18 protein-coding genes are annotated in these 25,141 nt (G+C 58.8%); 2 read left to right on the top strand and 16 right to left on the bottom strand.

The features are described from left to right. Positions 1 to 171: 171 nt before the first annotated feature. Together VI215_07030 and VI215_07035 are read left to right on the top strand one after the other, a co-directional pair. Positions 172 to 2,490 carry a TonB-dependent receptor gene (locus tag VI215_07030; GenBank protein HEY6192066.1) on the top strand — a complete coding sequence of 773 codons (2,319 nt, stop codon included), beginning with the start codon at positions 172 to 174 and terminating at the stop codon, positions 2,488 to 2,490. Between the two features lie 56 nt (positions 2,491 to 2,546). After that, positions 2,547 to 2,810, top strand: a complete 264-nt coding sequence (locus tag VI215_07035) for a hypothetical protein (protein HEY6192067.1) — start codon at positions 2,547 to 2,549, stop codon at positions 2,808 to 2,810. A gap of 75 nt (positions 2,811 to 2,885) precedes the next feature. On the opposite strand, the gene VI215_07040 is transcribed toward VI215_07035, so the two are convergent. From VI215_07040 to pheT, 16 genes are all read right to left on the bottom strand, one after another. Beyond that, positions 2,886 to 4,397: an iron chelate uptake ABC transporter family permease subunit gene (locus tag VI215_07040; GenBank protein HEY6192068.1), complete on the bottom strand. Its 1,512-nt coding sequence runs from the start codon at positions 4,395 to 4,397 to the stop codon at positions 2,886 to 2,888. Positions 4,398 to 4,422: 25 nt separating this feature from the next. After that, on the bottom strand, positions 4,423 to 5,451 hold the full coding sequence (locus tag VI215_07045) for a metal ABC transporter substrate-binding protein (protein HEY6192069.1): 1,029 nt from the start codon (positions 5,449 to 5,451) through the stop codon (positions 4,423 to 4,425). 35 nt (positions 5,452 to 5,486) lie between these two features. Continuing rightward, positions 5,487 to 6,839, bottom strand: coding sequence for a hypothetical protein (locus tag VI215_07050; protein HEY6192070.1), 1,353 nt, complete (start codon positions 6,837 to 6,839; stop codon positions 5,487 to 5,489). A 92-nt stretch (positions 6,840 to 6,931) separates the two neighbouring features. Beyond that, positions 6,932 to 7,276 carry a hypothetical protein gene (locus VI215_07055; GenBank protein HEY6192071.1) on the bottom strand — a complete coding sequence of 115 codons (345 nt, stop codon included), beginning with the start codon at positions 7,274 to 7,276 and terminating at the stop codon, positions 6,932 to 6,934. 70 nt (positions 7,277 to 7,346) lie between these two features. Beyond that, on the bottom strand, positions 7,347 to 11,678 hold the full coding sequence (locus tag VI215_07060; protein HEY6192072.1) for an SBBP repeat-containing protein: 4,332 nt from the start codon (positions 11,676 to 11,678) through the stop codon (positions 7,347 to 7,349). A 68-nt stretch (positions 11,679 to 11,746) separates the two neighbouring features. Next, a complete protein-coding gene (gene mutL, locus VI215_07065; protein HEY6192073.1) occupies positions 11,747 to 13,519 on the bottom strand; it encodes a DNA mismatch repair endonuclease MutL in 1,773 nt (590 codons plus the stop codon). Positions 13,520 to 13,533: 14 nt separating this feature from the next. Next, entirely contained in the window at positions 13,534 to 14,562 is a 1,029-nt protein-coding gene (locus VI215_07070; protein HEY6192074.1) for a dipeptide epimerase, read from the bottom strand. Further along, positions 14,559 to 15,509, bottom strand: a complete 951-nt coding sequence (ftsY, locus tag VI215_07075; GenBank protein HEY6192075.1) for a signal recognition particle-docking protein FtsY — start codon at positions 15,507 to 15,509, stop codon at positions 14,559 to 14,561. Before ftsY ends, VI215_07070 begins: the two co-directional genes overlap by 4 nt. Positions 15,510 to 15,521: 12 nt before the next feature. Next, entirely contained in the window at positions 15,522 to 16,082 is a 561-nt protein-coding gene (locus tag VI215_07080) for a CDP-alcohol phosphatidyltransferase family protein (protein HEY6192076.1), read from the bottom strand. Between the two features lie 6 nt (positions 16,083 to 16,088). After that, a complete protein-coding gene (gene purF / locus VI215_07085) occupies positions 16,089 to 17,603 on the bottom strand; it encodes an amidophosphoribosyltransferase (protein HEY6192077.1) in 1,515 nt (504 codons plus the stop codon). 19 nt (positions 17,604 to 17,622) lie between these two features. Further along, positions 17,623 to 19,251, bottom strand: a complete 1,629-nt coding sequence (gene nadB, locus VI215_07090) for an L-aspartate oxidase (GenBank protein HEY6192078.1) — start codon at positions 19,249 to 19,251, stop codon at positions 17,623 to 17,625. A gap of 12 nt (positions 19,252 to 19,263) precedes the next feature. Continuing rightward, positions 19,264 to 19,920: a dephospho-CoA kinase gene (gene coaE, locus VI215_07095; protein HEY6192079.1), complete on the bottom strand. Its 657-nt coding sequence runs from the start codon at positions 19,918 to 19,920 to the stop codon at positions 19,264 to 19,266. A 96-nt stretch (positions 19,921 to 20,016) separates the two neighbouring features. Further along, on the bottom strand, positions 20,017 to 21,585 hold the full coding sequence (gene rny, locus VI215_07100; protein HEY6192080.1) for a ribonuclease Y: 1,569 nt from the start codon (positions 21,583 to 21,585) through the stop codon (positions 20,017 to 20,019). Between the two features lie 374 nt (positions 21,586 to 21,959). Beyond that, a complete protein-coding gene (locus tag VI215_07105; protein ID HEY6192081.1) occupies positions 21,960 to 22,256 on the bottom strand; it encodes a cell division protein ZapA in 297 nt (98 codons plus the stop codon). Positions 22,257 to 22,344: 88 nt separating this feature from the next. Continuing rightward, complete coding sequence (locus tag VI215_07110) at positions 22,345 to 22,656, bottom strand: hypothetical protein (protein ID HEY6192082.1); 312 nt, start codon at positions 22,654 to 22,656, stop codon at positions 22,345 to 22,347. A gap of 43 nt (positions 22,657 to 22,699) precedes the next feature. Beyond that, positions 22,700 to 25,138, bottom strand: coding sequence for a phenylalanine--tRNA ligase subunit beta (pheT, locus tag VI215_07115; protein HEY6192083.1), 2,439 nt, complete (start codon positions 25,136 to 25,138; stop codon positions 22,700 to 22,702). Between the last annotated feature and the right edge of the window lie 3 nt (positions 25,139 to 25,141).

Raw genomic sequence — 25,141 nt, forward strand, 5'->3', positions numbered from 1 at the left:
CGATCCGTTGACCGGTCTTGCGGCGATATGCTGTTATGAGCCAGGATAGTTGAAACGAAGGCTGTCAATCACTTTCACTGACTTTTTGAGAGGGACACCACGATGAATTATTTTCAGACGGCAAGGTTATATTTTTTCTTATCATTCGTAACTTTTTTTCACGCCGCACTCATGGCCCAACCGATGGCCGGAGGCGGAAATGCCGGAGTAACAGGAGCTTCGGGGGGGGATATTCACTTTAAGGTCTACGTCCTGGATGCGGGGACCAGGATGCCGATCGAGCTCGCGAGGGTCATTCTGCGCCGCGATAAGGCGATCGTCGGAAGCCAGGTTACCAATCCTTCCGGGATGGCGCAGTTCATCGATATTGAGGGGGGCTCGTACAGGCTCTCGGTGCATTTTGTCGGTTACCAGGATTTTTTCGATTCGGTGTTCGTTGACGATCAGCGCGCATCCGATTCGGTGTTTCTGCACGCCGGGAGCCAAAGCGAGGTTGTGGTTTCCGGGGAACATGAAGTGGGAGTCACCTCTTTCGATCTCAAAAGCGGGGATCAGGTATTCGAATCGGAGACTTTTCATGCTCCCCCTACCGCCCGCATGACGGCCCTCGTCCAACAGAATCTTATGGGCGCGGCGCGGGCGCCGACCGGAGAGGTTCATATCCGCGGACAGCACGGTGAGTATGTTTATTATGTGGACGGCGTCCCGGTCCCCCTCGGAGTGTTCGGAGGCTTGAACGAGGTCGTGGACCCCAAAGTGATCGACCGGGCGGTCTTTATGACCGGGGGATTCCCGGCTGAATACGGGGGACAAATTGCGGCGGTCATAGACGTTCAAAACCGGGTTCCGACGGGCCAGTTTCATCTCGACGCATCGACTTTTGGAGGCACCTATCTGGTCCCCGGGGCCGGCGACAGCCTGGGCGACAGGGTCGGCTCGTTCCGCTCCTTGAACTCCAACGGCCAGGGCCTCTCCATGAGCAGTCATGTGGATAAGTTCGGTTTTTTCCTTTCGGGCTCGCGTCAGGAGACAGACCGCCGGATCGATCCCCCGGTGGCGAGACTCTTCCACGATCATGGATTGGATTATTTTCTCTACGCCAAAGCTGACTATGAAATGAGCGACGTCGATTATATCACGCTCAACCTGAATTATGGCAAGACCAACACGCAGGTGCCGTACGATTCCGCCGAGGGGATTGCTGAGGACATTCAGAATACCAAAAACGCCTTCCAGACGTTGTCCTATTATCATGTTCTCTCCTCCGAGAAGAATAAGGAGAGCAACTTGTTCATCGGCGGATACGCTCGCGAGGGCGGGTTGACTTACTCGCCGGGATTGAACGATCCGCCGGGTTTCCAATTTGCGGGTGACCCGGTCAATTACCTGCTGTCCGAAGACCGGTCATTTACCTCAGTCGGCACGAGAGTAAAATACGACGCCAGCCTGGAACACGAGTTCCAGTTCGCACTCGGCCTCAACTTCAACACCGTAAGCGGATCGGAGAATTTCACATCCCAGGACAGCACCGGGGCTGCGGGCCCTTCCATCCTCACCGATTTTAAGGGTTCGGATTTCGGGGCCTTCGCCCAGGCTCAGATTCATCCCGCCGAATGGGTGAGGTTTGACCTTGGTGTGCGGTACGACCAGCATATCGCGCCTGATGCCCCCCTTCAGAGCCAGTGGGCCCCGCGCATTCGCTGCAATATCTTCTTCGATGAGCTGAATTCGGCGTACCTCTATTACGGAAAGATTTTCATGCCGAACAATATCGAAGGGCTTCGCACCATTGCGGCCAACGTGAGTAACACGGCGGTGCCGACGTTGCCCGAGCGCGACGACTTTTACGAGGGCGTCTACACGCGCAGCCTCGGCTTCGGACTGAGGACCAAGTTTGCCGTGTACTACAAGGATGCAAACCCGGGCGTCGACGATCAGACGATCGGTTCGAGCGCGATTAAGACTCCCGTCAATATCGCCGAAGTGAAAACCACCGGGGTTGAGCTCGGGCTGTCATATTCCGATCCGGCGACTCCCTTCTCGGGGTATCTGAACACCTCCGTTATCCACGCCTACGGAATCGGCACGATCTCAGGCGGATTCCTGGATTTCGACGACGCCGGGCCGGGCACCGATCTCGATCACGACCAGCGTCTTTCCATCGTGGGGTCGATCAACTATCAACCGAGAGGTTACTTCATCAATCTCACCGGCATCTATGGCTCCGGTCTGGCGAACGGCAACCCCAACGGGGACTCCTACCAGACCGGCCTGTTCGATTTCAACACGTCAACCCATACCGCGCCTTCCTGGATCTTCGATCTCAGTGCGGGATACACGGTTCAGCTTGGCGGCGGAACGACGCTTGAACCCTCGCTCTATCTCGGCAACATCCTCGATCACGACCACCTGATCAAGGGGGTATTCTTCAGCGGCGCGAGCTATGAGGAGCGGCGCAATGTCGTCTTCAAGCTCGCCCTGCATATCTAGGCGTTACCGGTCTGCGACACTGAGAAGTCAACGAAATTCATGGGAAAGGATCGATCATGGATAACGGACTGAACGGAGCCTCGCGTTTGCGCGTGGACCTCGCGGGTGGAAGATTCGGTCGTCTCGCGGCCATCCGAAAGGTCGAACGGAAGGGCCAGGCGACTTATTGGCTCTGCCAATGCACCTGCGGAAACACGACGATCGTAAAGGCGGGAAATCTCAGGAGCGGGAATACAAAGAGCTGCGGCTGCATGCGAATGGAGATGCTGCGAAAGGGCCTGAACACCCCCGGTTGTGTATCGAAAACCGGGGGTTCGTGAGGTTCTTGATGGAGCAAGTTGCGGGATCACCTGTGAGGCGGCCGGATAACCCCGGAGGGTGACGGCGTATCCGTATCACCCCGATTGTCCCCCGGTGGAATATGTTTTCGTTTTCTCATTCCACTTAAGCCTGGTCCGGTTCTCGCTCCACCAGCGCCCGACCTTTTCGGGTTCGTTGCGGCTGAAGACGATCGGCAGGTGCCCGTGGAGGGCGTCATAGGCATCGTCGGCAAACAGCCCCCCCTCCTTCATGATCCGCACCAGTTGGGGAATTGCATCCGGGTTTCCCAGTTCGAGGGCCGTCCGCATGAGTCTGAGTTTCATCTCCGGGTCCTGTTCCTCTCTTCCCCTGGAGATCAGCTTTTCCGCCGAGGCGCTGTCGCCGAGAGCTTGTACCGCTTCAATCGCGGACGTCCGCACATCGTCGGAAGGATCTCTCAGGAGGTCGAGTATTTCGGGCAGCGCCATTTTCTCCCGGGTGTGGGCGAGCAAGGCGGCCGCCCCTTTTCTCACCTCCGCGTCCTGATCGTGCAGCAATCCGACGACGGTGGCGAGCCACTGGTCCTTGCTGGCTTGTGAGGATTCCAGGTTTACCAGCGCTGCCTGTCGGTCGGTGCTGAGCGGACTCTTCAGCATATGCATCGTATGCTTGAGCGGATCCTCCTCGGGTTTCCCGAAGAAGAGCACCCCGGCCACGAAGAGAAAAACGATCGCGGCTGCCCCCGCGAGATTCCGGATGGCGATCAGTTTTCGTTCGGAATGGCGCATATATCGAACGATCCCGCTGACGATCAAGGCGGCTGCCAGCACCACCACGATCACGGGACTGGTCGGCAGACCCGTGTTGTATGACATCTTGACGCCGATGAAGCTGATAATCGATCCCGCCACCCACCCGGTCGCGAGCCTCGTGCTCAACTTGTCGGAGAGAAGCATTGCTCCGACCGAGGGGATCACCAGATAGCTGAACACCAGAAACACGCCCGCAATCGAAACCGAGCTCGTGATGACAAATCCGAACGACATGTAGAAGAGGAAATCCCAAAATCGCACGTTCATGCCCGAAGCTTCAGCCTCCTGGACATTGAACGATATCGCCATGAATTTCTTCCTGAAGATGAAGTGAAACATGCCTACAATCGCATAAATGATGGCCGTCTTGATGACGACATGCGACTGGACCCAGAGAAGTTCGCCTTTGATGATGTGATCGAGCTCCTGGGGGCCCAGGGCGCTCCTGGAAAGGACAAGGATCGTTGCCGCAAACGTCACCGCATAGACGATTCCGATAATCGCCTCATGGGGCACCTTTTCCCCGCGCATGCGGGTCATGGAGAAGATGAACGCGCCGAATATTGTAAAGGCAAGTGAGTAGAGGTAAAGCGCGTTCGCATCGTTTCCGACCTCATACCCCAGGAGAACCCCGATCACCGTCCCCAGAGCGGCAATCTGGGCAAGGGCGAGATCGACAAAGATCACTTTACGCGCGATGACGTGGACTCCAAGATAAACGTGGATGCCGGTCAGAACGAGACAGGCCGCCAGAGGCCAGATCATCGTGGGAGGGAGATAAAAAAGTTGTTCCATAAGATTCGTTGGCTCTGCCCGTTTGTTAACTTGCCGCTTGTCCGATTTCTTCAATCAGATACGTGATCAGCTTCTCATACGTATCGACAGATTCGACCGCGCCGACATCGAGGTACGTGATGAGTACCTTCGCGCCGGTCTTACTCGCGACGTAGTCGGCTGCCTCGCGCGAGTAGAAGTTGTCGTTCAGGATCACCTTGATCCCGTCGCGCTTGATCTGCTCGACGACGGCATCACGGTGCTGCGGGGGCGGCGGAATCCCGGGTTTCTCTTCGAGCTCGCCCATAATCTGAAACCCGAAGCGGTCCGCAAAATAGATGTACGTCTTATGATACGAAAGCAGTTTGAGCCCTTTCAGCGGCTGCGCCTTTTTCATCCAACCCCCGAGCTTCGAATCAAGTTTTCTCGACTTGAGCCAGCCCTGCAGATCGCCGCTCTTCGCTTTGCGGGTCAGGATATCCCCGCCGGACTTACCGACGGCCTTCAGAAGTTCATCCCCGAACATCGCAGCGTCGAGTTTGTTCTTATACTCTTCAAGACGCTTTTCATAATATGGCCCGTTGTTTGGATCCAACTGGCTCAGGCGGAGGGCGATGTTCTCGGCGATGATCCTCACGTTGAAGGGATCGACCCAACAGTGCGGATTTCCCTGAGGGTGGATGTCTCCCCACGAACGGGATACTTCCGTCGGCAATTCCTTCACAGGCACGTTGGTGGTGGCCACCAAATGCCCCGGACTACCGGTTTGAATCGCCGGATTTCCCGATGCGTCGACAACATTTTTTGCCCAGAGATCGAGCGAGAGCCCATTCTCGATGAAGAGGTCGGCGTCGCTTGCGACCTGGTTCATCCGCGGGGTCGGCGTGACGTAGTGGGGGTCCTGCTTGGGGTTCGCGAGAGCAAGGGCCTCGACCTTCTCGCCGCCGACTTGCTGGGCGACGTACCTGAGGTAATTGAGTGTCGTAATGACTTTCAGTTTCTTATCCTGGCCCGGCGACTGCAGAACGGCCAGGAATGCGAGTCCGAAAGCAATGATGATCCGAATATTCTTCATGTTCTAATCCCTCTGAAAATGTGTCATGATGCCGTCTATCGGTTTACCCAGTACGGCTCGGTCGGATGAGATCCGAAGACCAGGTTAAGATCGAAGATAAGCGTATTGAGGTTATCATCGGCGGCGGCGTCGCTCCACCGGTGCTCATACCCCAGCCGGAACCTCAGAAATTCAGTCGTGTAGTAGCTTGCGTAAATCCCGATATTTCTTGTCACCGTGCTCACATCGGCCGGATCCTCGATCCAGTCATATCGTGCGCCCAGATAGAGCCAGTAGGAAGTCTGATACTGAAGGTAGCCGAACCACCCGTAGGGATGGATCCGTTGGAGCAGAGGATCGAAGTGATCCACGACAAGCGCCTCGCCCCCTGCGACGATCGAGTGTGACTCGCGTTCCTCCGAAGGCGCCCACTTGTAGGTGACGTCGGCCCCGTAAGCGCGCGCAGGATAATCGCCTTCCTCGTCGTATGCGCTCGCCCCAAGCGTCAGCAAGTGCACGTTTTCCCAATCCTTGGAAAGGTTCAAATGGCCGATGTAGGCCGGCTGCCTGAGGCCCCCCGGGACCAGAGTTGATTGCGGAAGGTTCGCGTACGACAGGGCGATATCGCCCGCGCGGACGACATCCAGGTTCATTTCGAGCGTGGTTGCCGGAAACGGGTTTGGAAGGTAAAAATCCAGATCCATGCCGACGGGGTTGAATCCGGACTCGAAAAACTCTCCATGTTCGGTGCCCAGGTAGCGCGAAACGATCAGGGGGCGCGTGGTCCACGGGAGGTCATGGATGTGAATCCTGTTGTCCACCCCCATGGAAGCGCGGTATTTTCCAATCTTCATTTTCAACCCCAGGGGGGCCGACTCGATGAGCGGGAGCCGCTTAATAAGTCCATACGCCTCCTCTGCGTCGATCCCGAATTCTTTGCCCGCCTCGTTTTCCAGCGAAATGACCGCGAATGCCGACGCGTAGGGGTCAACGGCGGAACTCAATTCGACCTCGACGGTCCTCAGGAAGGGACGATTGCTGATCACATTATGCTCCGGGGAGGGGTCGAGGACGTCCTTGTTATCGGAGCGGGCAGCGAGATTTACCGCAGTCACCATTTTCGGATTGAATGCGATCGGCGCGATGCTCCGTGAAACTGCATCAATTTTGTTCTCAAGCTCCTGTGCCCGGCGCTCAAGACGCTCTTCGAGTTGATCGAGATCGCCCGTTTGAGTCGAATCTTCCTGTGGAAGCCGCGCCTGCAGGCCGGCGAGGTCCTGGCGAAGCTGGGCCACTTCCCGCCGCAACTCAGTGAGCTGCTGCTCCGCAGGCTTATCGGCGTCCTGCGCCGGGGCAACCCGGACGATCAGACAAATCAGGACGAATAGAAATACAAGGGTAAACTTCATGAATCCTCCTTCGTGAGCGCACACTCCATGCGCCCACCGATTGTTGTGCGAACAGCTTAGTTACTTCCCAGGCCTGGGAAGTTGCACCCAATTCAGAGAATCTGGAAAGGAGGAGCGCGACCCTGAGAGGTGAAGGCGAGAAAGGGACAGATTGCGGTTTCGGGCTGTTCCGAGAAGATTTCATACCCCGGGTGAACCGCGGGGAGACCGGGGGTATGGGCGGAGACTGTCTGCGTCGAGTTCAGGCGGAAGCACACCGCACAGAAGAGGGGATTTTCCTTGCCGGCGTTGTCCTTTGCTTCCGGCGCGAACGCTGCCGCTCGAGGACCGTTAAGAGCATGGTGAGTATGCACGACGGAGAGCAACGGGACCGTCGCGCAATAGCTCGCCGTCAGAAGGAGAACGATGATGAGGTGTGGAAACTTCCTGCAGGCCATAGACGCCATCACAAAGTTACGCAAAATTCATCGAATCTGCAACTTGAGGATGTGCGGATTGCCGGATAGATCACCTGATCACGACCATCTTCATCGAGGTGACGTCGCCTCCGGAGGTCCAGACGCGATAGAAGTACACGCCGGTGGAGAGAGTTCCGGCGTCGAATTGCACCGCGTGTGTTCCAGGATCCTCCATCCGGTCAACTATGGTCGAAATCTCGCGACCGAGCATGTCATAAACCGTCACCCGGACGTGCTCCCTGTGCGACAGGATGTACCGGATCGTTGTCCGGGGGTTGAAGGGATTCGGATAATTCTGATCGACCCTGAACGCCGAGGGCGCGCCGGCGTGAGGGGGATCCACGGATGAAACACCCTGTGAATATTTGACCGTGTTGACAACCTGCCAGCGGTACGACGAACTTGTTCCCGACACATAGACGTTTCCTGCCGTGTCGAGGCCCAGAGCGCGGACTGCATCGGTCGAATTAGCGAGCGCCTTGTGCCTCGCGTCCCAATCGCTCGTCCCGTCGGGCCTGTACTTCACCACCGCATAGTCATACGTGCGGCCCGGGCCCATGCTCTCCCCTCCCACATAGATATTCCCCTGCCTGTCGAGTTTAAGGACCGATGCCAGGTCGTCGGCATGCCCGGTGCCGTCGTAGAGCGCCTTCCAATGTTCTCCCCCCGATGAATCGATCCTGACTGTCAGAAAATCGGAAAACGTATAGGTCGAGTCGTACCGGTCGCCCGCCACGTAGACGTTCCCGTACCGGTCCGCCGCGATTCCGGCTGCTTCGGCCGAGCTCCGGAATCCCGTGCTGTCCCTCACGACCCATTTTTGCTTTCCTGAAGGAGCATAGGCGACGGTCGCGATGTCATTATATCCGTACGAGGTATCAAGGCTCGATCCGGTAACGTAGACATTCCCTGCGGAGTCGATTGCGATCCCGGCCCGCCGGTCATCCCCTCCCGCGGGGCCGTCGTATCGCGCAACCCACGCCCCCCCGTTCTTGATCGTGACGTAATCTAACGCGCTGCCATAGCTGTATCCCGTCACATAGTAGTTGTTCTTCTTGTCGATCGCCATCGCCACGGCCGCGTCGTCGCTCCCCCCGTCGTAGCTGACGTTATAGGTGGGAGCCCACTGGGCGACGCCGGCAGCGTCGTACTTAATGACGGTGATGTCAAAATTGGTCCCGTTGTAGGCGGTCCCTGCGACATAGATATCCAGGTTGTTATCGACGGCGATCGCCCGCGGAAAATTATAGCCGTTGCCGAGGCGGTTAAACACGGCCGCCCACTGTTGGACCCCCCCGGGAGTATATTTCACCGTGACATAGTCGGTGAGGCCCCGCAAGTTGAAGCCCAGCCCCGTCACGCAGACATTTCCTTCCCTGTCGATGGCGATCCCCCGCCCCTCTTCGTACGACTCGCCGATTCCCCCATAGCGGGCGGACCAGAGCAGGAGACCCGCCGGGTCGTACTTTGCGGTCATGAGATCCATCGAGCTGGCCGCGCTAAAGCTCCCTCCGGTGATGTAGACATTCCCGGCGTTATCGAGCACCATGGCGTCCACCACGTCGAAACTGACCCCGGAGCCGTCATACCGTTTCGGCCATTCGGGGGCTTCGTTCGAATTATACTTGATGACGAAATAACTGTCCACCGAATCGGCGGGAATGGCTCCTGCGACGAAGATCCCCCCGGAGGAATCGACGGCGATGGCCACGGCTTCGTCGTCGTAGTTCGACTGGTCGTTGTAAATTTTCGGGACTTGCTCGAATCCGGCGGCATCGTACTCGATCGTGGCAAAGTCGTTGCCGGAGCCCGCGCCCAGGCTGGTGCCGGTGACGAAGATATTTCCGGTCCGGTCAAGCACCAGGCCCACCGGCCGGTCGATTCCCCCGCCGGTCCCGATGTACGTGCGGCTCCACTGGTAGGCGCCCCCGGAGTCGTACCGGGCGGTCAGATAATCGAAGCTCGTCACGGAGTTGTAGGAATAACCGGTCACGATCACATGTTCCGCCGGATCGATGGCAATCGCGGTCGCAGCATCCACTCCGTTGCCCGGCCCGTTCAGGCGCGCAACCCATTGCCGGATTCCGAGCGGACTGTATTTGACCGTGGCATAATCTGTGGAAGTGTTCCTCCCGTAGCTCCTGCCGGTGACATAGACCGCGCCGCTTCCCCCGAGCGCGAGGGCGGTCGCGTAGTCGGAACCGTCTCCCGGCCCGTCGTAGTAGGCGACCCATTGCCGGACTCCTGACGGATCATATTTGATCGTCGCATAGTCGTTTGAAGTGTTGAAGCGGACGCTTGACCCGGTCACATAAACGTTTCCCGACTTGTCGACCGCGAGCGCCGACGGATCGTCGGTGGTATGCGCGGGCCCGTCATACACGGCCGCCCAGCGGAGCGTTCCGTGTGAGTCGAACTTGATGGTGAGGAAATCATCGCCCGTGGCGGAACTGTGGCTCGAGCCCGTCACGTAGACGTTGCGCTGATCGTCCAGTGCGATCGCCACCGCCCGGTCGTCCGTGGCCGAAGGGCCGGCGTAGATTGCGGCCCACAACCGGGTTCCGCCCGGGTCGTAGGCGATCGTCACAATATCGAGTTCCCCAAAAGAATTGGCGCCATACCCGGTCACGTAGACGTTTCTGTCCCTGTCGACCGCCAATCCGGCGGCGACCGGATTGCGAAGCTCCCTGAAGACGGCCACCCACTGCAGAACCCCGGTTGAATCGAACTTGACGCTCCTCAGATCGGTCGAATTCGCGCCTGTCACATAGACGTTCCCGGAACGGTCGGTGCTCATTGCCGCAGGCCTGTCGCCTCCGAGACCGCTCGAGTAACTCCCCGGCCATCCCTCGATCTTCCCCGAGACGTACTTTATGGTCGCAAAGTCGGATGCATTTCCGTTGCTCGCGCCCGTGACGTAGGCGTTGTCGTCGGAATCGAGCGCGATCGCCGCCGGGATATCCTCTCCGCTGCCCGTGCCGTTATAGAGGGATGAAGTGATAAGCGTGCCGGCCGAGTCGTAGATCGCGGTCGAATAATCGGAGTGCAATCCGGAAGCGTACCTGGTATTGCCGGTTACGAACACTCTTCCGCTCCGCCCGACCGCAAGCCCGGCCGCGATATCCGGTCCGTTTTCCCGGTCGTTGAAGCGTGCCTCCCATTTCTGGCTCCCTCCGCGGTTGTACTTGATCGTCGCAAAATCCTGGAGCGTTCCGGCCCCGATGCTGGTGCCTGTCACGTAAACATTTCCGGACGCGTCGCAGCCCACTCCGGTAGCCAGATCGTCTCCGTTCGCCGCTCCGTTGTACCTCGCGCTCCAGAGGGGTTGGCCGGGAGAGGTGTAGACGAGGGTGACATAGTCATAACCGGAGCCCGGGGCAGAGGAACTCCCCGTTACGATCACACGGGCAGAGTCGTCCACAACCATCCCGATCGCGAAATCGTCTCCGTTCGACGGCGAGTTGTACCGGTTCACCCAGCGTATCACTCCACCCGGGGTGTAGCCGACCGTGGCGTAGTCGAAGCCTGAGCCCGCTCCCGCGCTGAAACCCGTCACGGTGACATTTCCGGCGGGATCGACCGCGACGCCGGTTGCGATATCGATACCGTGAGCTGTCCCGTCATAGCGGAGAGCCCATTCCTCCGCGCCCGCGCTGTTGTACTTGACCGTCACATAGTCCAGATCCGTGGAGGCCCCGTAGCCATAACCGGTCACGTAGACGTTTCCATGGGAATCGAGCGCGATCGAGGTCGCCACGTCCGTGCTGTCGGGGGAACCGTCATGCGTCGCGACCCACTGCCGCAGCCCGTTTCTGTCATACTTGACCGTGATGTATTCGGCATTGTCCTCTGAACCGGACCCGTACCCGGTGACGTAGACGTTTTCTGCGGAATCCACGGCGAGCGCTGTCGGTTCGTTGTAGGAGTTCGGCGAGTTCTCAAATCGCGCGGTCCAGACGGTCGCTCCGTCCGGCGTGTATTTGATCAGCAGGAAGTCCCCCCCGCTGTAAGTGACATCGCTTACGCCCGCCACGTAGACGTTTCCTTCACGATCGACCGCGACGCAGTTCGCGACGTCATTCGACGCGTCACCTTCGGAAGAAACAGTCTTGACCCACTCTTCCCGGAAGCTGTTGCCCGAGCTATCCGCCGATCCCCGCGTTATCGTCCCCGCTGAGGCTGCAGGTCGTGCGGCGCGGGAATGGTTCGGGGGCTCGATCCGGAGGTTGCCGGGGGCCCGTCCTGACGCCGTCCATCCCGTGAACCGCTGGCGGAACGGGGTGTGCCCGGCGGTCGAGCCGCCGGACGGGCGAATGGTATCCCGCGGCGAGATATTCCTCAGGCCGGGTCTGCCTCCTCCGCCCCCCGGCACGCCCCCCATCGCCCACGTCGCGAATGAGAGGTTGAGACTGAGAACCAGTATTGAAATGAGCGCCGTATCTCCTCCCTTCAGGATGTCCTGCCGAACTTCCGGTCGAGTTCGGTCAACGAGAGCCGGATCATGACGGGGCGGCCGTGCGGGCAGGAGTAAGGAATCCTGGTGACAAAAAGCTGGTCCAAAAGCGAATGCATCTCCGCGACGTTCAACGGATCGCCCGACTTCACCGCCGCCCGGCAGGAGAAGCTCTTGGCGAGCTTCTCCCGGGGTTCAAGCTCCACGTTCTGCGAATCCTCTTTGAACAGATCGACAATCTCCCGCAGGATCGTTTTTTCACTCCCCGGCCTGATATCGGCCGGGACGCCGTCGATGACCGCGGTCGTTTTTCCGAACATCTTCAGGTTGAACCCGAGCCGTTCAAGGAGCGGCAAGAGTTCCCGAACGAGCGCGGCATCTCCGGGGGTGAGCTCAAAGGTGTGCGGGAAGAGAAGTTGCTGCGCATTCGGGACCGATTCGTTGAAGCGCTCGATCGTTCGCTCATAGATAACCCGTTCGTGGGCGGCATGCTGATCGATCACGAGCACTCCGTTTTCGACAGGCGTCATGATGTATTTATTATGCACCTGCCAGATCGGCGCCGTCGGAGAAGGGGCGCTACGGACGGCCTCCCCCTCGCTCCCGGCACCCCCGGGGAGGGAGACAGGCGCCTGAGGCCCTTCACGGGGAGGTGACGGCGTCCGGATGAGCTCCTTCCAGTCGGCAACCCGCAGGCCGGCATGCTCCCCTTCCTGCCTGAAGACGAGCCCCGAGCCCCGCTCCGGCGTCCCCTCCCTCAGTTCCGCCGTCGGGATGAGATCGTTGGCCGAGAGCGCCTTCCGGACAGCCGAGTGAACGATCCGGTAGATCATACTCTCATCGGCAAACTTCACTTCCATTTTTGAGGGATGGACGTTGACATCGACCCGGCGGGGGTCGATCGAGAGAAAGAGGAGAAAGAAGGGAAAGCTACCCTTCTCAAGGAGGTGCTCGTAGGCTTTGAAGACCGCGTGGTTGACAGAGCGGTTGAGGATGAACCGTTGGTTCAGGAAGAGATACTGTTCGGCGCGAGTTTTCCGGGCGAAACCGGGTTTCCCGAGGAATCCCCTGATGCCCAGCGGTTCGGATCTCTCCTCAAACGGGATGATCGACTTCGCCGCCGCCGCTCCGAACACGGACTCGACACGCCCGGCGGGAGTCGAGGCCGGAAGATCGAGGATCATCTCATCCCCGCTCATGAGCGTGATGGCGATCGAGGGATGAGACAATGCGATTCGCTGAACCACATCATACACCTGCTTGTATTCGGCCGCGTCGTTTTTCAGGAAGTTGCGCCTGGCGGGGGTATTGTAAAACAGGTTCCGGACCGTGAGGGAGGTTCCGGGAGGTGAGGCCTCGGGAAGAGGCTCGGCCATGACACCTCCCTCGATGCGAATCTTCGTCCCGACTTCGTCCTCCGGCCTCCGGGTTCGCATCTCCACCTGCGCGACCGCGGCGATCGAGGCGAGCGCTTCGCCCCGGAAGCCCAGCGTCCTGATGTTTTCGATATCTTCGTACGAGGAGATCTTGCTCGTGGCATGCCGTTCGAACGCGAGCCTGGCGTCTTCCGGGCCCAGCCCTCCCCCGTCGTCCACGATCCGGATCATCGATTTGCCGCCGTGCGCGATCACGATCGTGATTGACCGGGCGCCCGCATCGATGGAGTTCTCCAGGAGCTCCTTGACCGCGGATGCGGGACGTTGTACCACTTCCCCCGCGGCGATCTTGTTCGCCAGATGCTCCGGGAGGACTCTGATGGTCTGCGCCATGGTTTGCCCCCTCCCTATCCCCGTCCCGCCGCTCTTCGCCGCACGCCGAGCCCCGGGCGTTCATTGAGGAGTAACTTCCCATGGCGGACGCCGACGCCCGTGAAGGGATCGTTGGTGATCAGAAGGTTTCCGTCAAGGTCGGCATAGTCGGCGAGGGGAGAGAGATGCGCCGCGGCCGAAATCGCCACCGAACTCTCGATCATGCATCCAATCAGGATTTTCATCCCCATGGCCCTCGCAGTGTGGATCATCTTCAGGGCTTCCCGCAAACCCCCGCATTTCATGAGCTTGATGTTGATTCCGTCGAAGATCCCCCGCAGCAGGGGAAGATCGGACGGCGCAACCGCATTCTCGTCGGCGAAGAGGGGAAGACGAACTTGTCCCCTCAGCCAGGCGGTGCCGTCGAGGTCCCGCGCGGGGAGCGGCTGCTCGACAAATTCAACCCCCTTCTCTTCAAGCCAGAGAATCAGGTCGCGCGCCTCCTCTTTCGACCTCCATCCTTCGTTCGCATCGACGCTCATCCTCTTGTCGGTGATCGAGCGTATGAAGGAAACGAGATGCTTATCTCCCCCGGCGCCCACTTTCACTTTCAGCATCGGGTAGGGCGCGGCTTCAAGCACCTTTTGCTCGAGCTCCTGGTCGGGAGCGATCCCGATCGTGAACGAAGTCATGGGGGTCTCCTCTTTCGTCAGGCCCCAGAGCTTCCAGAGGGGAAGTCCGAGCTTCTTGCCTGCCCAGTCATGCAGCGCGATATCCACGGCCGCTTTCGCGGAACTATTCCCTTCCGCGGCCTCCGACACATGGGAGAGGATCTCCTCCAGACGGAGAGGGTCTTCGAACTTCCCGAGATCGAGCTTCCTGAGGAACGAAGCCACGGTGGAAGCCGACTCGCCGTAACGCGGGGAAGGGGCCGCTTCCCCCGTGCCGGAAATGCCGCCGTGCTCGAGCCTGACGACGACGGAGTCCCTCACGGTATCGGAGCTCCGGGAGATCGTGAAGGGATGCGCCAGGCGGAGCTTGATATGGCGATAGGAGAGTTTCAAGGGGAGGTCTCAAAGAGGGCGTCGATGAACGCGTTCGGGTCGAACGGCTGCAGGTCGTCGAGCTGCTCGCCGACGCCGATATAACGGACGGGAATGCCGAGCTCGTCGGCAATCGCAAGGACGACACCCCCCCTGGCGGTGCCGTCAAGCTTCGACACAATCAGGCCGCTTACCCCGACTGCCGCCGTAAAATGCTTCGCCTGCTGTATCGCGTTCTGGCCCGTGGACGCGTCAAGGACGAGCAGGACCTCGTGCGGCGCATCCGGAACGAGTTTCTGGAGCACGTGCCTTATTTTCTTCAATTCTTCCATCAGGTGGAGCTTCGTGTGAAGCCGGCCGGCGGTATCGATGATCAGAAGGTCGATCCCGCGGGCCTGGGCTGATTTCAGCGCGTCGAACGAAACGGCCGCGGGATCCGCCCCGTGGGTTTGCTGAATGATCTCGACTCCGGCCCGCTTCGCCCAGATCTCCAGCTGTTCGTTTGCGGCCGCCCGGAAGGTGTCCGCCGCCGCGATCAGCACAGTTCTCCCCGCCTTCCGGTAGTTGTAGGCGAGTTTCCCGATCGTAGTGGTCTTCCCGACACCGTTGACCCCCACGATCATGATCACATGCGGACCTCCCGCAAGAGGCAGGGCGAACGGGTCGGTTTCCCCTCCGGGCGCCCCCGCAAGAAGCCGGCGCGCCTCGCCCCTCAGGAGGGTATCAAGTTCCGCCGGGCTCTCGAAGCGCTCCTTCCTGACCTTTTCTTTGAGCGAATCGATGATCTTCGTGGCCGTCGCGACCCCGACATCTCCTCCGATGAGGGCCTCCTCGAGCCGGCCGATCAGCTCGTCGTCGATCTTCGTCTTGCCCGCGAGGATTCTGTGAATTTTTCCCGCCAGGTTCTCGCGCGTCTTCGCAAGCCCCTCCTTGAGCCGCGAGAGCCGGAAGGCGTCAAGAAATCCCATCAAGTCTCTCCATTACGATAGGCCCGCTTCACTCCCGCTGCGGACCGCCAGAAACCGCCTCAGGTAAAGCAGGGATGAAATCGCCAGCAACACGGTACTTGCCGTCAGGAGGAGAAGGTGCAGCCACTCCGTCCCCGGCGGGTCCAGGACGCTCAACAGGATCAATGCGGCGATCGCCGTCACCGCCCATTTGCCCGCCTGGTTCGACTGCAGGACGATTCCCCGCGCGCGGCGGAGATAGACCCCGGCGAAAAATATCGCGCCGTCCCGCAGGAGGACCGTGACCAGGAACCAGACCGGCAATTTCCCCTGTTGGGTCAGAATCCAGGCCACTACACCCACCGCAATCTTATCCGCGACCGGGTCGAGGATCTTCCCGAACTCCGTGACCTGATGGAGTTTCCGCGCGATCAGCCCGTCGAGAAAATCGGTCGCCGTGGCGGCGGCGATCAAGAGGACCGCGAGCATCCGCGAAAAGGGATCGCCGAGCAGAAGCAGGTATGCGATGGGAATGACGAGGAGGACCCGTAAGATCGTCAGCAGGTTGGAGACAGTCCAGATGGAATCCGGCATCCGCGATCAGGTCTCGTGCTCATCCTTGGAACTCCCGGAGTCGATGGGGGTCGGATATTCCCCGCTGAAGCAGGCGGTACAGTACGAAGCGCCCCTGTTCTGCGGGACCGAGGCGAGGAGCTTTCCGAGCGAAAGGTATCCCAGCGTGTCGACTCCGAGCTCCTCCCCGACCCGCCCGGTGTCGCCGCCGCACCTGTTTGCGATCAGTTCCTCCTCGCTCGGGAAATCCATTCCATAATGGCACGGGAAACGGATCGGCGGCGCGGTGACGCGGACATGGATCTCCTTCGCCCCCGCCCCCCGTACGAGCTTGACAAGCTGCCTCGCGGTCGTGCCCCGCACGATCGAGTCGTCGATAATGACGACTTTCTTTCCCTTCAGCACGCTCTTCACGGTGTTGAATTTCGTGCGGACCTTCGTCTCACGCGAGTCGCGTCCGGGCTGGATGAAGGTCCTTCCGACGTAATGGCTCCGGATGAGGCCCATCTCAAACTTGCTTTCATTTCCGAGCTTGTTGTTCTCGCTCACGTAGCCGAGCGTCGCGGTGTTGCTCGAGTCGGGCACGTTGATGACCACGAGCCTGTCTTGCGGCCCGTCGCCGCGAACCGGGTGCTCCTGCGCGAGGGCTTTGCCGAGCTGGCGGCGGACGGTGTCGACGCTCTCGCCGAATACCCGGCTGTCGGGCCGGGAGAAGTAGATATATTCGAAGATGCAATAATGCGGCCTTGTGTTCGACTTGCGGAGATGGAACGACTTAATGCGCCCCGTCCGGACCGCTTCCTCGTCGATCACCACGACCTCGCCGGGCTCGACCTCCCCGATATACTCCGCGTTGATCGTGTCGAACGCGCACGTTTCGGAGGCGATCACATACCCCTGATCCAGTTTCCCGACGGCAAGGGGCCGCCATCCGTGAGGATCACGCGCCGCGATCAGCGCGTTGTCGGTGAGGATCACGAGCGAGTATGCCCCCTCGACCTGGTTCAACGCGTCGATAATCTGCTTGATTTGATCCGTCTCCCGGCTCCGGGCGATCAGATGCAGGATGATCTCCGTGTCGGACGTGGTCTGAAAAATCGTCCCCTGGTCCTGGAGGGCGCTCCGGATCTTGTTGAAATTCGTGAGGTTGCCGTTATGGGAGACCGCGATGTTGCCGTCGCGGTAATTGACGATGAGCGGCTGGATATTCAACTTGTTGTCCGCCGAGCCCGCCGTGGAATACCGGTTATGCCCGATCGCCACGCTGCCCCGGAGGACGTTCGTCAGGAGCTCCCCGTCGCGGAAGACGTCGTTCACCAGGCCAAAGTCCTTGTGGACGCAGAAGCGTTTCTTTCGTTGCTTCTCGTCGAAGGTGGAGGTGACGATGCCCGATCCCTCCTGTCCGCGATGCTGGAGGGCGAGGAGGCCGTAGTAGGTGAGGAGGGCGGCCTGCGGATGTCCGTACACGCCGAAGACGCCGCAGTGATCGCGCGGCTTATCGGGTGCGGGGGCCGGCCCGCGTTCCCGGGGGTCTTTGTTCATGGAGGAATATAGGGAAAAATCAGCCGGGACTCAAGGTTTCGGGCTCGTCCCAGAGCGAGAGAAGCGTATCCCTGCACCAGTGCTCGTCGTCCCGTCCGGGATAATCGGTGGTGAAGTGGAGTCCGCGGCTCTCCTTGCGGGTGATCGCGCACCGGACGATGAGCGTCGCGACCGTCGCGAGGTTTCTCAGTTCGATGAGCCCTTCCACGACCTTGGTCCGCTTGTAGAACTCCTCGATTTCATCCGTAATCAACCGAAGGCGCCTTCGCGCGCGCTCGAGCCGGCGGTCGGAGCGGACAATCCCGACGTAATCCCACATGATCTGTTGAATCTCGGTCCGGTCGTGTTCGATCAGGACCCATTCCTCCGCGTCGAAGGTCCCGCTCTCATCCCAGTCCGGAACGGAAGGAAGGCCGGACGCTCGCTTTTTCAGCTGCTCCCGGGCGTCGAGATACGCCCGATGCGAGAAGACAACCGCCTCCAGCAGGGAATTGCTGGCAAGCCGGTTTGCACCGTGGACGCCCGTCATCGCCACTTCGCCGCACGCGTACAATTGCCCGATCGATGTCCGGCCGTTCAGGTCCGTGAGGACCCCGCCGCACGAATAATGGGCCGCGGGGACGACCGGCACCGGTTCCCTCGTGATATCGAGACGGTATTTCATGAGGCAGGTCTCGTAAATATTGGGAAAGCGTTCACGGACCTGCGCCGGATCGAGATGGCGCAGGTCGAGAAGCACGTAGGGGTCTCCCCTCCGCTTCAGTTCGGTGTCGATGGCCCTCGCGACGATGTCGCGGGGCGCCAGGGATCCTCTCTGATCGTAGCGCTGCATGAACTCTTCTCCGGAAGCGGTCCGGAGAACAGCCCCGAATCCCCGGATCGCCTCGGAGATCAGGAACGCCGGTGAGCCGGAATGATGGAGCGTCGTGGGGTGGAACTGTATGAACTCCATGTTTGCGATCGTCGCTCCGGCACGGTATGCCATGGCGATTCCGTCCCCGGTGGCGATGGGAGGATTTGTCGTGTGGAGGTACGCCTGGCCCGCTCCGCCGCTGCAGAGAATCGTGAGCGGCGCCAGAAAAGACTTCACGATATTGTCCTTGACGTCGAGCGCATACGCCCCCCAGCAATGAATCGGCGTCGATCTCGAAATCGGAACTCCGAGGTTGTGCTCCGTGATCAGATCGATCGCGAGGTGATTCTCGAAGACGGAAATCCGGGGGTGGGAACTGATTTGCTGGAGGAGGGCGCGTTCGATTTCCCAGCCGCTCCGGTCGTGCGCGTGCGCGATACGGTTCCGCGAATGGCCCCCTTCGCGGCCGAGATCGAGTCCTCCTTCGTCCTTGGTAAAATCGACGCCCATCTGCATCAGCTCCCTGAGGCGTTCCGGGCCTTCCTCCACGAGCAGCTCGACGGCATCGCGGTGGCAGAGGCCGACGCCCGCATCCAGCGTATCCCGGATATGCAGATCGAAGGAATCGTCCGGCGCGACGACGGCCGCGATGCCGCCCTGGGCATAGTTCGTGTTGGATTCGGCCTTCTGCTTCTTCGTGATAAGAGAAACCGAACCGTGGGCCGCAGCCTTGAGGGCGAACGAGAGGCCCGCGATCCCGCTCCCGATGATCAGGACATCAGATTGGATTTTCATGAAGGAGGAGGGCTATGCGGACGGCGGGTGACCCGATGAGGCGAGGCCGGTGAGGATCCGGTGGACGAACCTGCAATGTTGAGCCAGGGTTCGGAGATCCCCGGAGTTCCGCACGACGAAATCCGCCCTCGCAACCTTGGCCGCCGCGGGGAGTTGCGCCCGCATACGCTGGAGCACCTCTGCGCGGCTCGAGTGGTCCCTTGTCATGACGCGCTCGATGCGGTCTTTTTCGGGGGCATCGATGACGATTACGTAATCGAACAGATCCTCGGCGTGGGCCTCGTAGAGGATGGCCGCCTCGACCATAAGCATCGGCTCCTTGCCGGAGCGCCTGAACCTTGTAATCTCGCCGCCGATTGCCGCCAGGACGGCGGGGTGGACAATTTCGTCGAGCCTGGCTTTCAAACGGTCGTCGTTGAAAACCAGCTTTGCCACCGCCTTTCTGTCGAGCGATCCGTCGGGCAGAAGCGCGCCCGGACCGAGCGCCCGCTTGATCCGGTTCCGTGTTTCACGCTCTCCGTCGATCAGCCGGGAGGCAATCTCGTCCGCGAAAAGGACTTTCGCGCCGAGCGTGCCGAAGATCTTCGCGGCGGCCGTCTTACCGCTTCCGATTCCCCCTGTAATCCCTATGGAGAGTGGTGTGGCTCTCTGCTTCAGGTTTATCCTCATGAGAACGCGACCTGAAGGTCGCGCCTACCGATTCCCTGGGTTTGGTAGGCGCAGGCTTTAGCCTGCGTTAAACTGCACACGACCTGAAGGTCGCGGCTACCGGGCGTAGGCGATTGCACGGGTTTCACGAATCACCGTGATCTTAATCTGCCCGGGATACCCCATTTCCGCCTGGATTTTCTTCGCGATGTCGTGGGCGAGCTGATCCGCCCTCGCGTCGTCGATTTTCTCATGCTCCACAATGACACGGATTTCCCGTCCCGCCTGAATCGCGTACGTGTTGGAGACCCCGTCAAAAGATTTTGCCATGCTTTCGAGGCGTTCGAGCCGTTTCGCGTACGCCTCGACCGATTCCCGCCTCGCACCCGGTCTCGCCCCGCTGATGGCATCTGCGGCCTGCACGAGGGCCGCTATCGGATGCTCCATGGGAATATCCTCGTGATGCGATCCGACTGCATTGACGACAATCGGATGCTCCCCGAATTTCTTGACCAGGTCATACCCGACAAGCGCGTGGGGCCCCTCGACATTCCGGTCGACGGTTTTGCCGATATCATGGAGCAAGCCGGCGCGTTTCGCGATGTGCGCATCAAATCCGAATTCCGCCGCCATCAGCCCGGTCAGGTGGGCCACCTCGAGACTGTGCGAGAGAAGGTTTTGGCCGTAACTGGAACGGTATTTCATTCGACCGATGAACCGAAGCAAGTCTTGATGTCCTCCGTGCAACCCGCTCTCCAGGATGGCGTTTTCCCCCACATGGAGAAGTTCCTCATCAAGCTCCTGTCTCACCTTTTCCACCACCTCCTCGATCCTTGCCGGATGGATCCGCCCGTCGGCGATCAACCGCTCGAGGGCGATGCGGGCCACCTCTCGGCGAAGGGGGTCGAAACCGGAGAGGATCACCGCCTCGGGCGTATCGTCCACAATGACATCGACCCCGGTGGCAGCCTCGAACGCCTTGATGTTCCTCCCCTCTTTCCCTATGATCCGGCCCTTCATCTCATCGCTCTGGATATGGAGCACGCTGACGGTGGTCTCGACACAATGATCGGCCGCGGTACGCTGGATCGCCTGGATGATGATTTTCTGAGCTTCCTTCTTCGCCTCGCCCCTGGCAGTGTCGCGAATTTCTTTCAGCATCTGGGAAGCTTCCGACTTCGTTTCGTTCGTAAGGTTCTCGATCAGGATCCTCTTCGCCTCCTCGCGGGATAGTCCGGAGGATCGCTCCAGCCTCTGGTTTTCCTCGACGAGGACCCGGGCGAGCGTGGCATTTTTTTCATCGATGCTCTTCAGACGCTCTTCAAGCGTCACTTTAAGCGCGCCGATATCCTTTTCTTTCTTATTGAACATTTCAACCTTGCGTTCAAGGTTCTCCTCCCGGTCGGCGAGCTGCTTCTCGAAGGCCTGATGTTTGCTTCGCTTCGCGGTCGCTTCCTGTTCGAACTGTTGTTTCTTCTTGTACCATTCGTCCTTTACCTCAAGAAGCTTCTCCTTCTTGAGATTGCCGGCGTCTTTTTCCGCTTCGGAAATGATCTTTTCGGCGCGGGACTGCGCGCTTTCGACCTTGTTCCTGCCGCTCCTGATGTTGTAATACCACCCCAGGGCGAAAAATCCCCCCGAGATGGCCAGGAGAGCCGGAATTATGATGATGAGTTCAAACGTCATGCTCCCTCCAAGGTGAATCCCCACAACTCCGCACGATCAAGGGCATAAAAAAAACCGCACGCAGCCTGGAAGTCAATGTGTATTGAAGAATCTCTTTCAAGACACGGTGGGTACTCCCCTGAGCGTTTCTTACTTCCACTGTCCGCCCGGCCCGCGGTGAGCGGAACCGGAGCAGAACCCCGCCCGGCTTTCACCGGGGCGGGATCGAGGCCCGTAATAAGACGCCCATGAGTCGAGTTCCCTATTAAAGTTACTTGTCAGATTCTTTAATATGTTTGACTCACCAACCGGATTATTTCAATCCGGTCTTAGGCTGACAGTGCGGTTTGATCAACGCACCATCTTTTATGTAAAGAACAGGAAAAGAACGTCTACTACGCTTGAGCCCTAAGGCATTGATCCAGGTGCTCACTGATCTTCTCTACTTCTTGCTCAACAAGATCCGTAAGCTCCCTGTTCCGTTCTCTCTCTTTGAATAGGTCTTCCGTGATGTTCAATGCAGATAGGACAGCAACGGTCAACGGCGGTTGTTCGGGGATCTTTTCGTAAATGGTGCTGATCATTTCATCCACATACCCCGCCACTTTCTTCGTCATTTCTTCGCTCTCTCCGCGCAGGGGGTACTCCGAACCGAAGATTTTTACCTTGATGCTCTTACCGTCCGTTGTCATGTTGTTTTGAGCCCTGTTTTCGTCAGATAGTAAACCGATCTATTCCCAGTCAAACATACCAAAAAATACATCTGCAATCTACAAAAAACTACAGGTACGAATTAATTTTCGCGATGAGGTCGCGTATCTTCCCCTTTAAACGCTCTTTCTCGTCTGCCGAAAGAACATTGCCGTCCGCGGAGCTTACCATCGCGGCGTGCTCCGCCCTCAACCTTTTCAGCTCCTGTTCCTGCTTCACTGCGGCCCCAAGGAGCTTCTCAGCTTCACTCTCGAGTTCCGCGACACGCTGCAGAAGTCCCCTTTTCTCTTCCCGGAGCTGACGGATCAGCTCCGCGGTGGCCCGCGTCTTCTCCCAAACTACTTTAAAGACGCCTTCCAGCAGGCGGTTTTCATTCACCATGGTCATCTCCACTTCGGCGGGCGATTCATTCACAGTTATTCTCCTAGGATCTCAAAGTTGCTTGTAGGCGCGATGCCACCCGCTGGATAATCTTCTCCATGATCTTATCTACTTCTTCCTGTACCAGGGTATGGTCTTCAGACATGAACTCTAAAGCAAAAGCGCAACTCTTTTTCCCCGCTTCGATTTGCTCGCCGGAAAAGATATCGAATAGTTCGACTTTTGTGAGGAGCTGGCCCCCGGCAGATCTAATCTCTTCCTCGATTCTCCCCGTCTCGACGGCCTGGTCGACTGTGAGAGCCAGATCACGCACGACGGAAGGATACCTCGGAAGCGGTCGATACGATCGTACCCCGGAGCGACTGCTCTCCAGGGCATCAATGGATAACTCGGCGACGAAGAGGTCTTGCTCAACCTCAAACTTCTTCAGGACATCCGCACGGATCCGGCCCATCATGCCGGCATCACGTCCATTGATTTCAATACTTAGCCCTACCTCAGTTAAAGCTTTGGTAGTAGAATAAGGAATAAATTTAAATTTGTCAAGAAAAATCTTGTTGAATAAAGCCTCCACCTCTCCCTTCAAGTCGCTCATGTCAAATTGGCGGGGCTTGCGATCCCAGCTCCTGGGAAGGGCCGAGCCCGATAGCCCCAGTACGAGCCGGGTTTCTTCTCTGAACTCGGGTGTGCTCCCCTGATTCGGCGGCGTATCTTCCCTAAAATATGCCTTTCCAATCTCAAATAGACGAATATCCCGCGAACCGTGGGAGATGTTGTTGCCAACGACGCTGAGGAGACTCGGTATCAGGCTGGTCCTGAGGGCGGCCATATCCTTGCTGATCGGATTGGCGATCTCGACAACATGTTCTGAGGTCAGGCCTGCGACCGATCTCTCCTGCATGCTATTTGTGACCATCTCGTTGAAACCGGAACCGGACAGCAACTGGCGAAGGTATCCCTCGAAATCATCTGAATGAGTCGTTTCCGCATAGCGCACTTCCGCGCCGGACTTCGCGTCTATTCTATCGTAGCCATAGACCCGGGCGACCTCTTCAATCAAATCGATTTCCCGTTCGAGATCAGGCCTCCATGTCGGAGCCTCAAAGGTAAGTTGCGCAGACGCCAGCTTCGAGGTTTTCTTCTGCGCCGGGAAGATCCAGAGTCTCTTGAGAAGCTGAGAAATCTCTTTCGCTGTTAGCGTTATGCCAAGCAGGTCATTCACTTTCTCAACCCTCAGGGGAATCCTTCGGGGCGTTACCTTTCGGGGGTAAACATCGATCCTCCCTTTGAGTATCTCCCCTCCGCACTCGGATTGAATCAATGAAGCGGCCCGATCGGCAGCCCAGACCGTACCGTTCGGATCCATCCCCCGCTCGAACCGCTGCGAGGCGTCGGTGCTGAGGCCGAGCGCCTTCGATGTTCTCCTGATGCTCCTGGGGTTAAAATAGGCGCTTTCAATGAAGACATTCCTGGTGGAGGCGGAAATTTCACTGTTTGCTCCTCCCATGACTCCGGCCAGTGCGATCGCCCCGCTGCGATCACATATCATCAGTTCGGACCCCTGAAGGAGCCGTGCCTTGCCGTCAAGAGTGGTGAACGATTCCCCCTTCGCCGACTGCCTGACGATGATCTCCTTCCCCGCTATTTTATCATAATCGAAAGCATGAAGCGGTTGTCCGATCTCCATGAGAACATAGTTGGTTATGTCGACCACATTATTCACAGGTCGAATACCAACCGCTGTCAAACGCTTCTTGATCCATTCCGGGGAATCTGCGATTGTCACACCTTCCACGACGCGGGCGGTGTAGCGCGGACAGTTGATCCGGTCTTCTATCCTTACCCGGGCGGCGCCCGAAGCCTTTTTCTTGGCTTCTTTGATTCTCGCGGAAGGAATTGTGAGTTTTCCCGTATAGAGGAGCGCAATTTCACGCGCGATCCCGATATGGCTCAACGCATCGGGTCTGTTCGGGGTGACGCCGATTTCGAGCACAATGTCATCCAGGCCCAGGTAATCGGCCAGCGCCTGCCCGGGTTTCGCCCCGTCCCCAAGAATCAGAATGCCGTCCCGGTCTCCGCCCAAATCGAGCTCGTACTCGGAGCAGATCATGCCGTTGGAGACCTCTCCCCGAATCTTAGCGCGGGTGACCTTGAACGGCTTCCCTTGAGGATCATGCTGGTCATGCGGAACCACTGCTCCCGGAAGGGCGACCACAACGCGTTGTCCCGATCCGACGTTCGGGGCGCCGCAAACGATCTCCAAAATCTCCGCCCCGGTGTTCACCCTGCAGAGAACGAGTTTATCGGCGCCCGGGTGTTTTCTCACGTCAAGAACTGCCCCGATGATGAACCCCTTGTACCGTTCGCCGAGGTCGTGGACATCCTCAACCTCAAGTCCGAGCATGGTCAGGCGTTCGGCGAGTTCGCTCACCGGAGCGCTGATTCCTACATACTCCTTGAGCCAATTGAGAGAAAGCTTCATTCT

This window comes from Bacteroidota bacterium, from assembly GCA_036522515.1.
In the GTDB taxonomy this organism is placed as follows: Bacteria; Bacteroidota; Ignavibacteria; order UBA10030; family SZUA-254; genus VBOC01.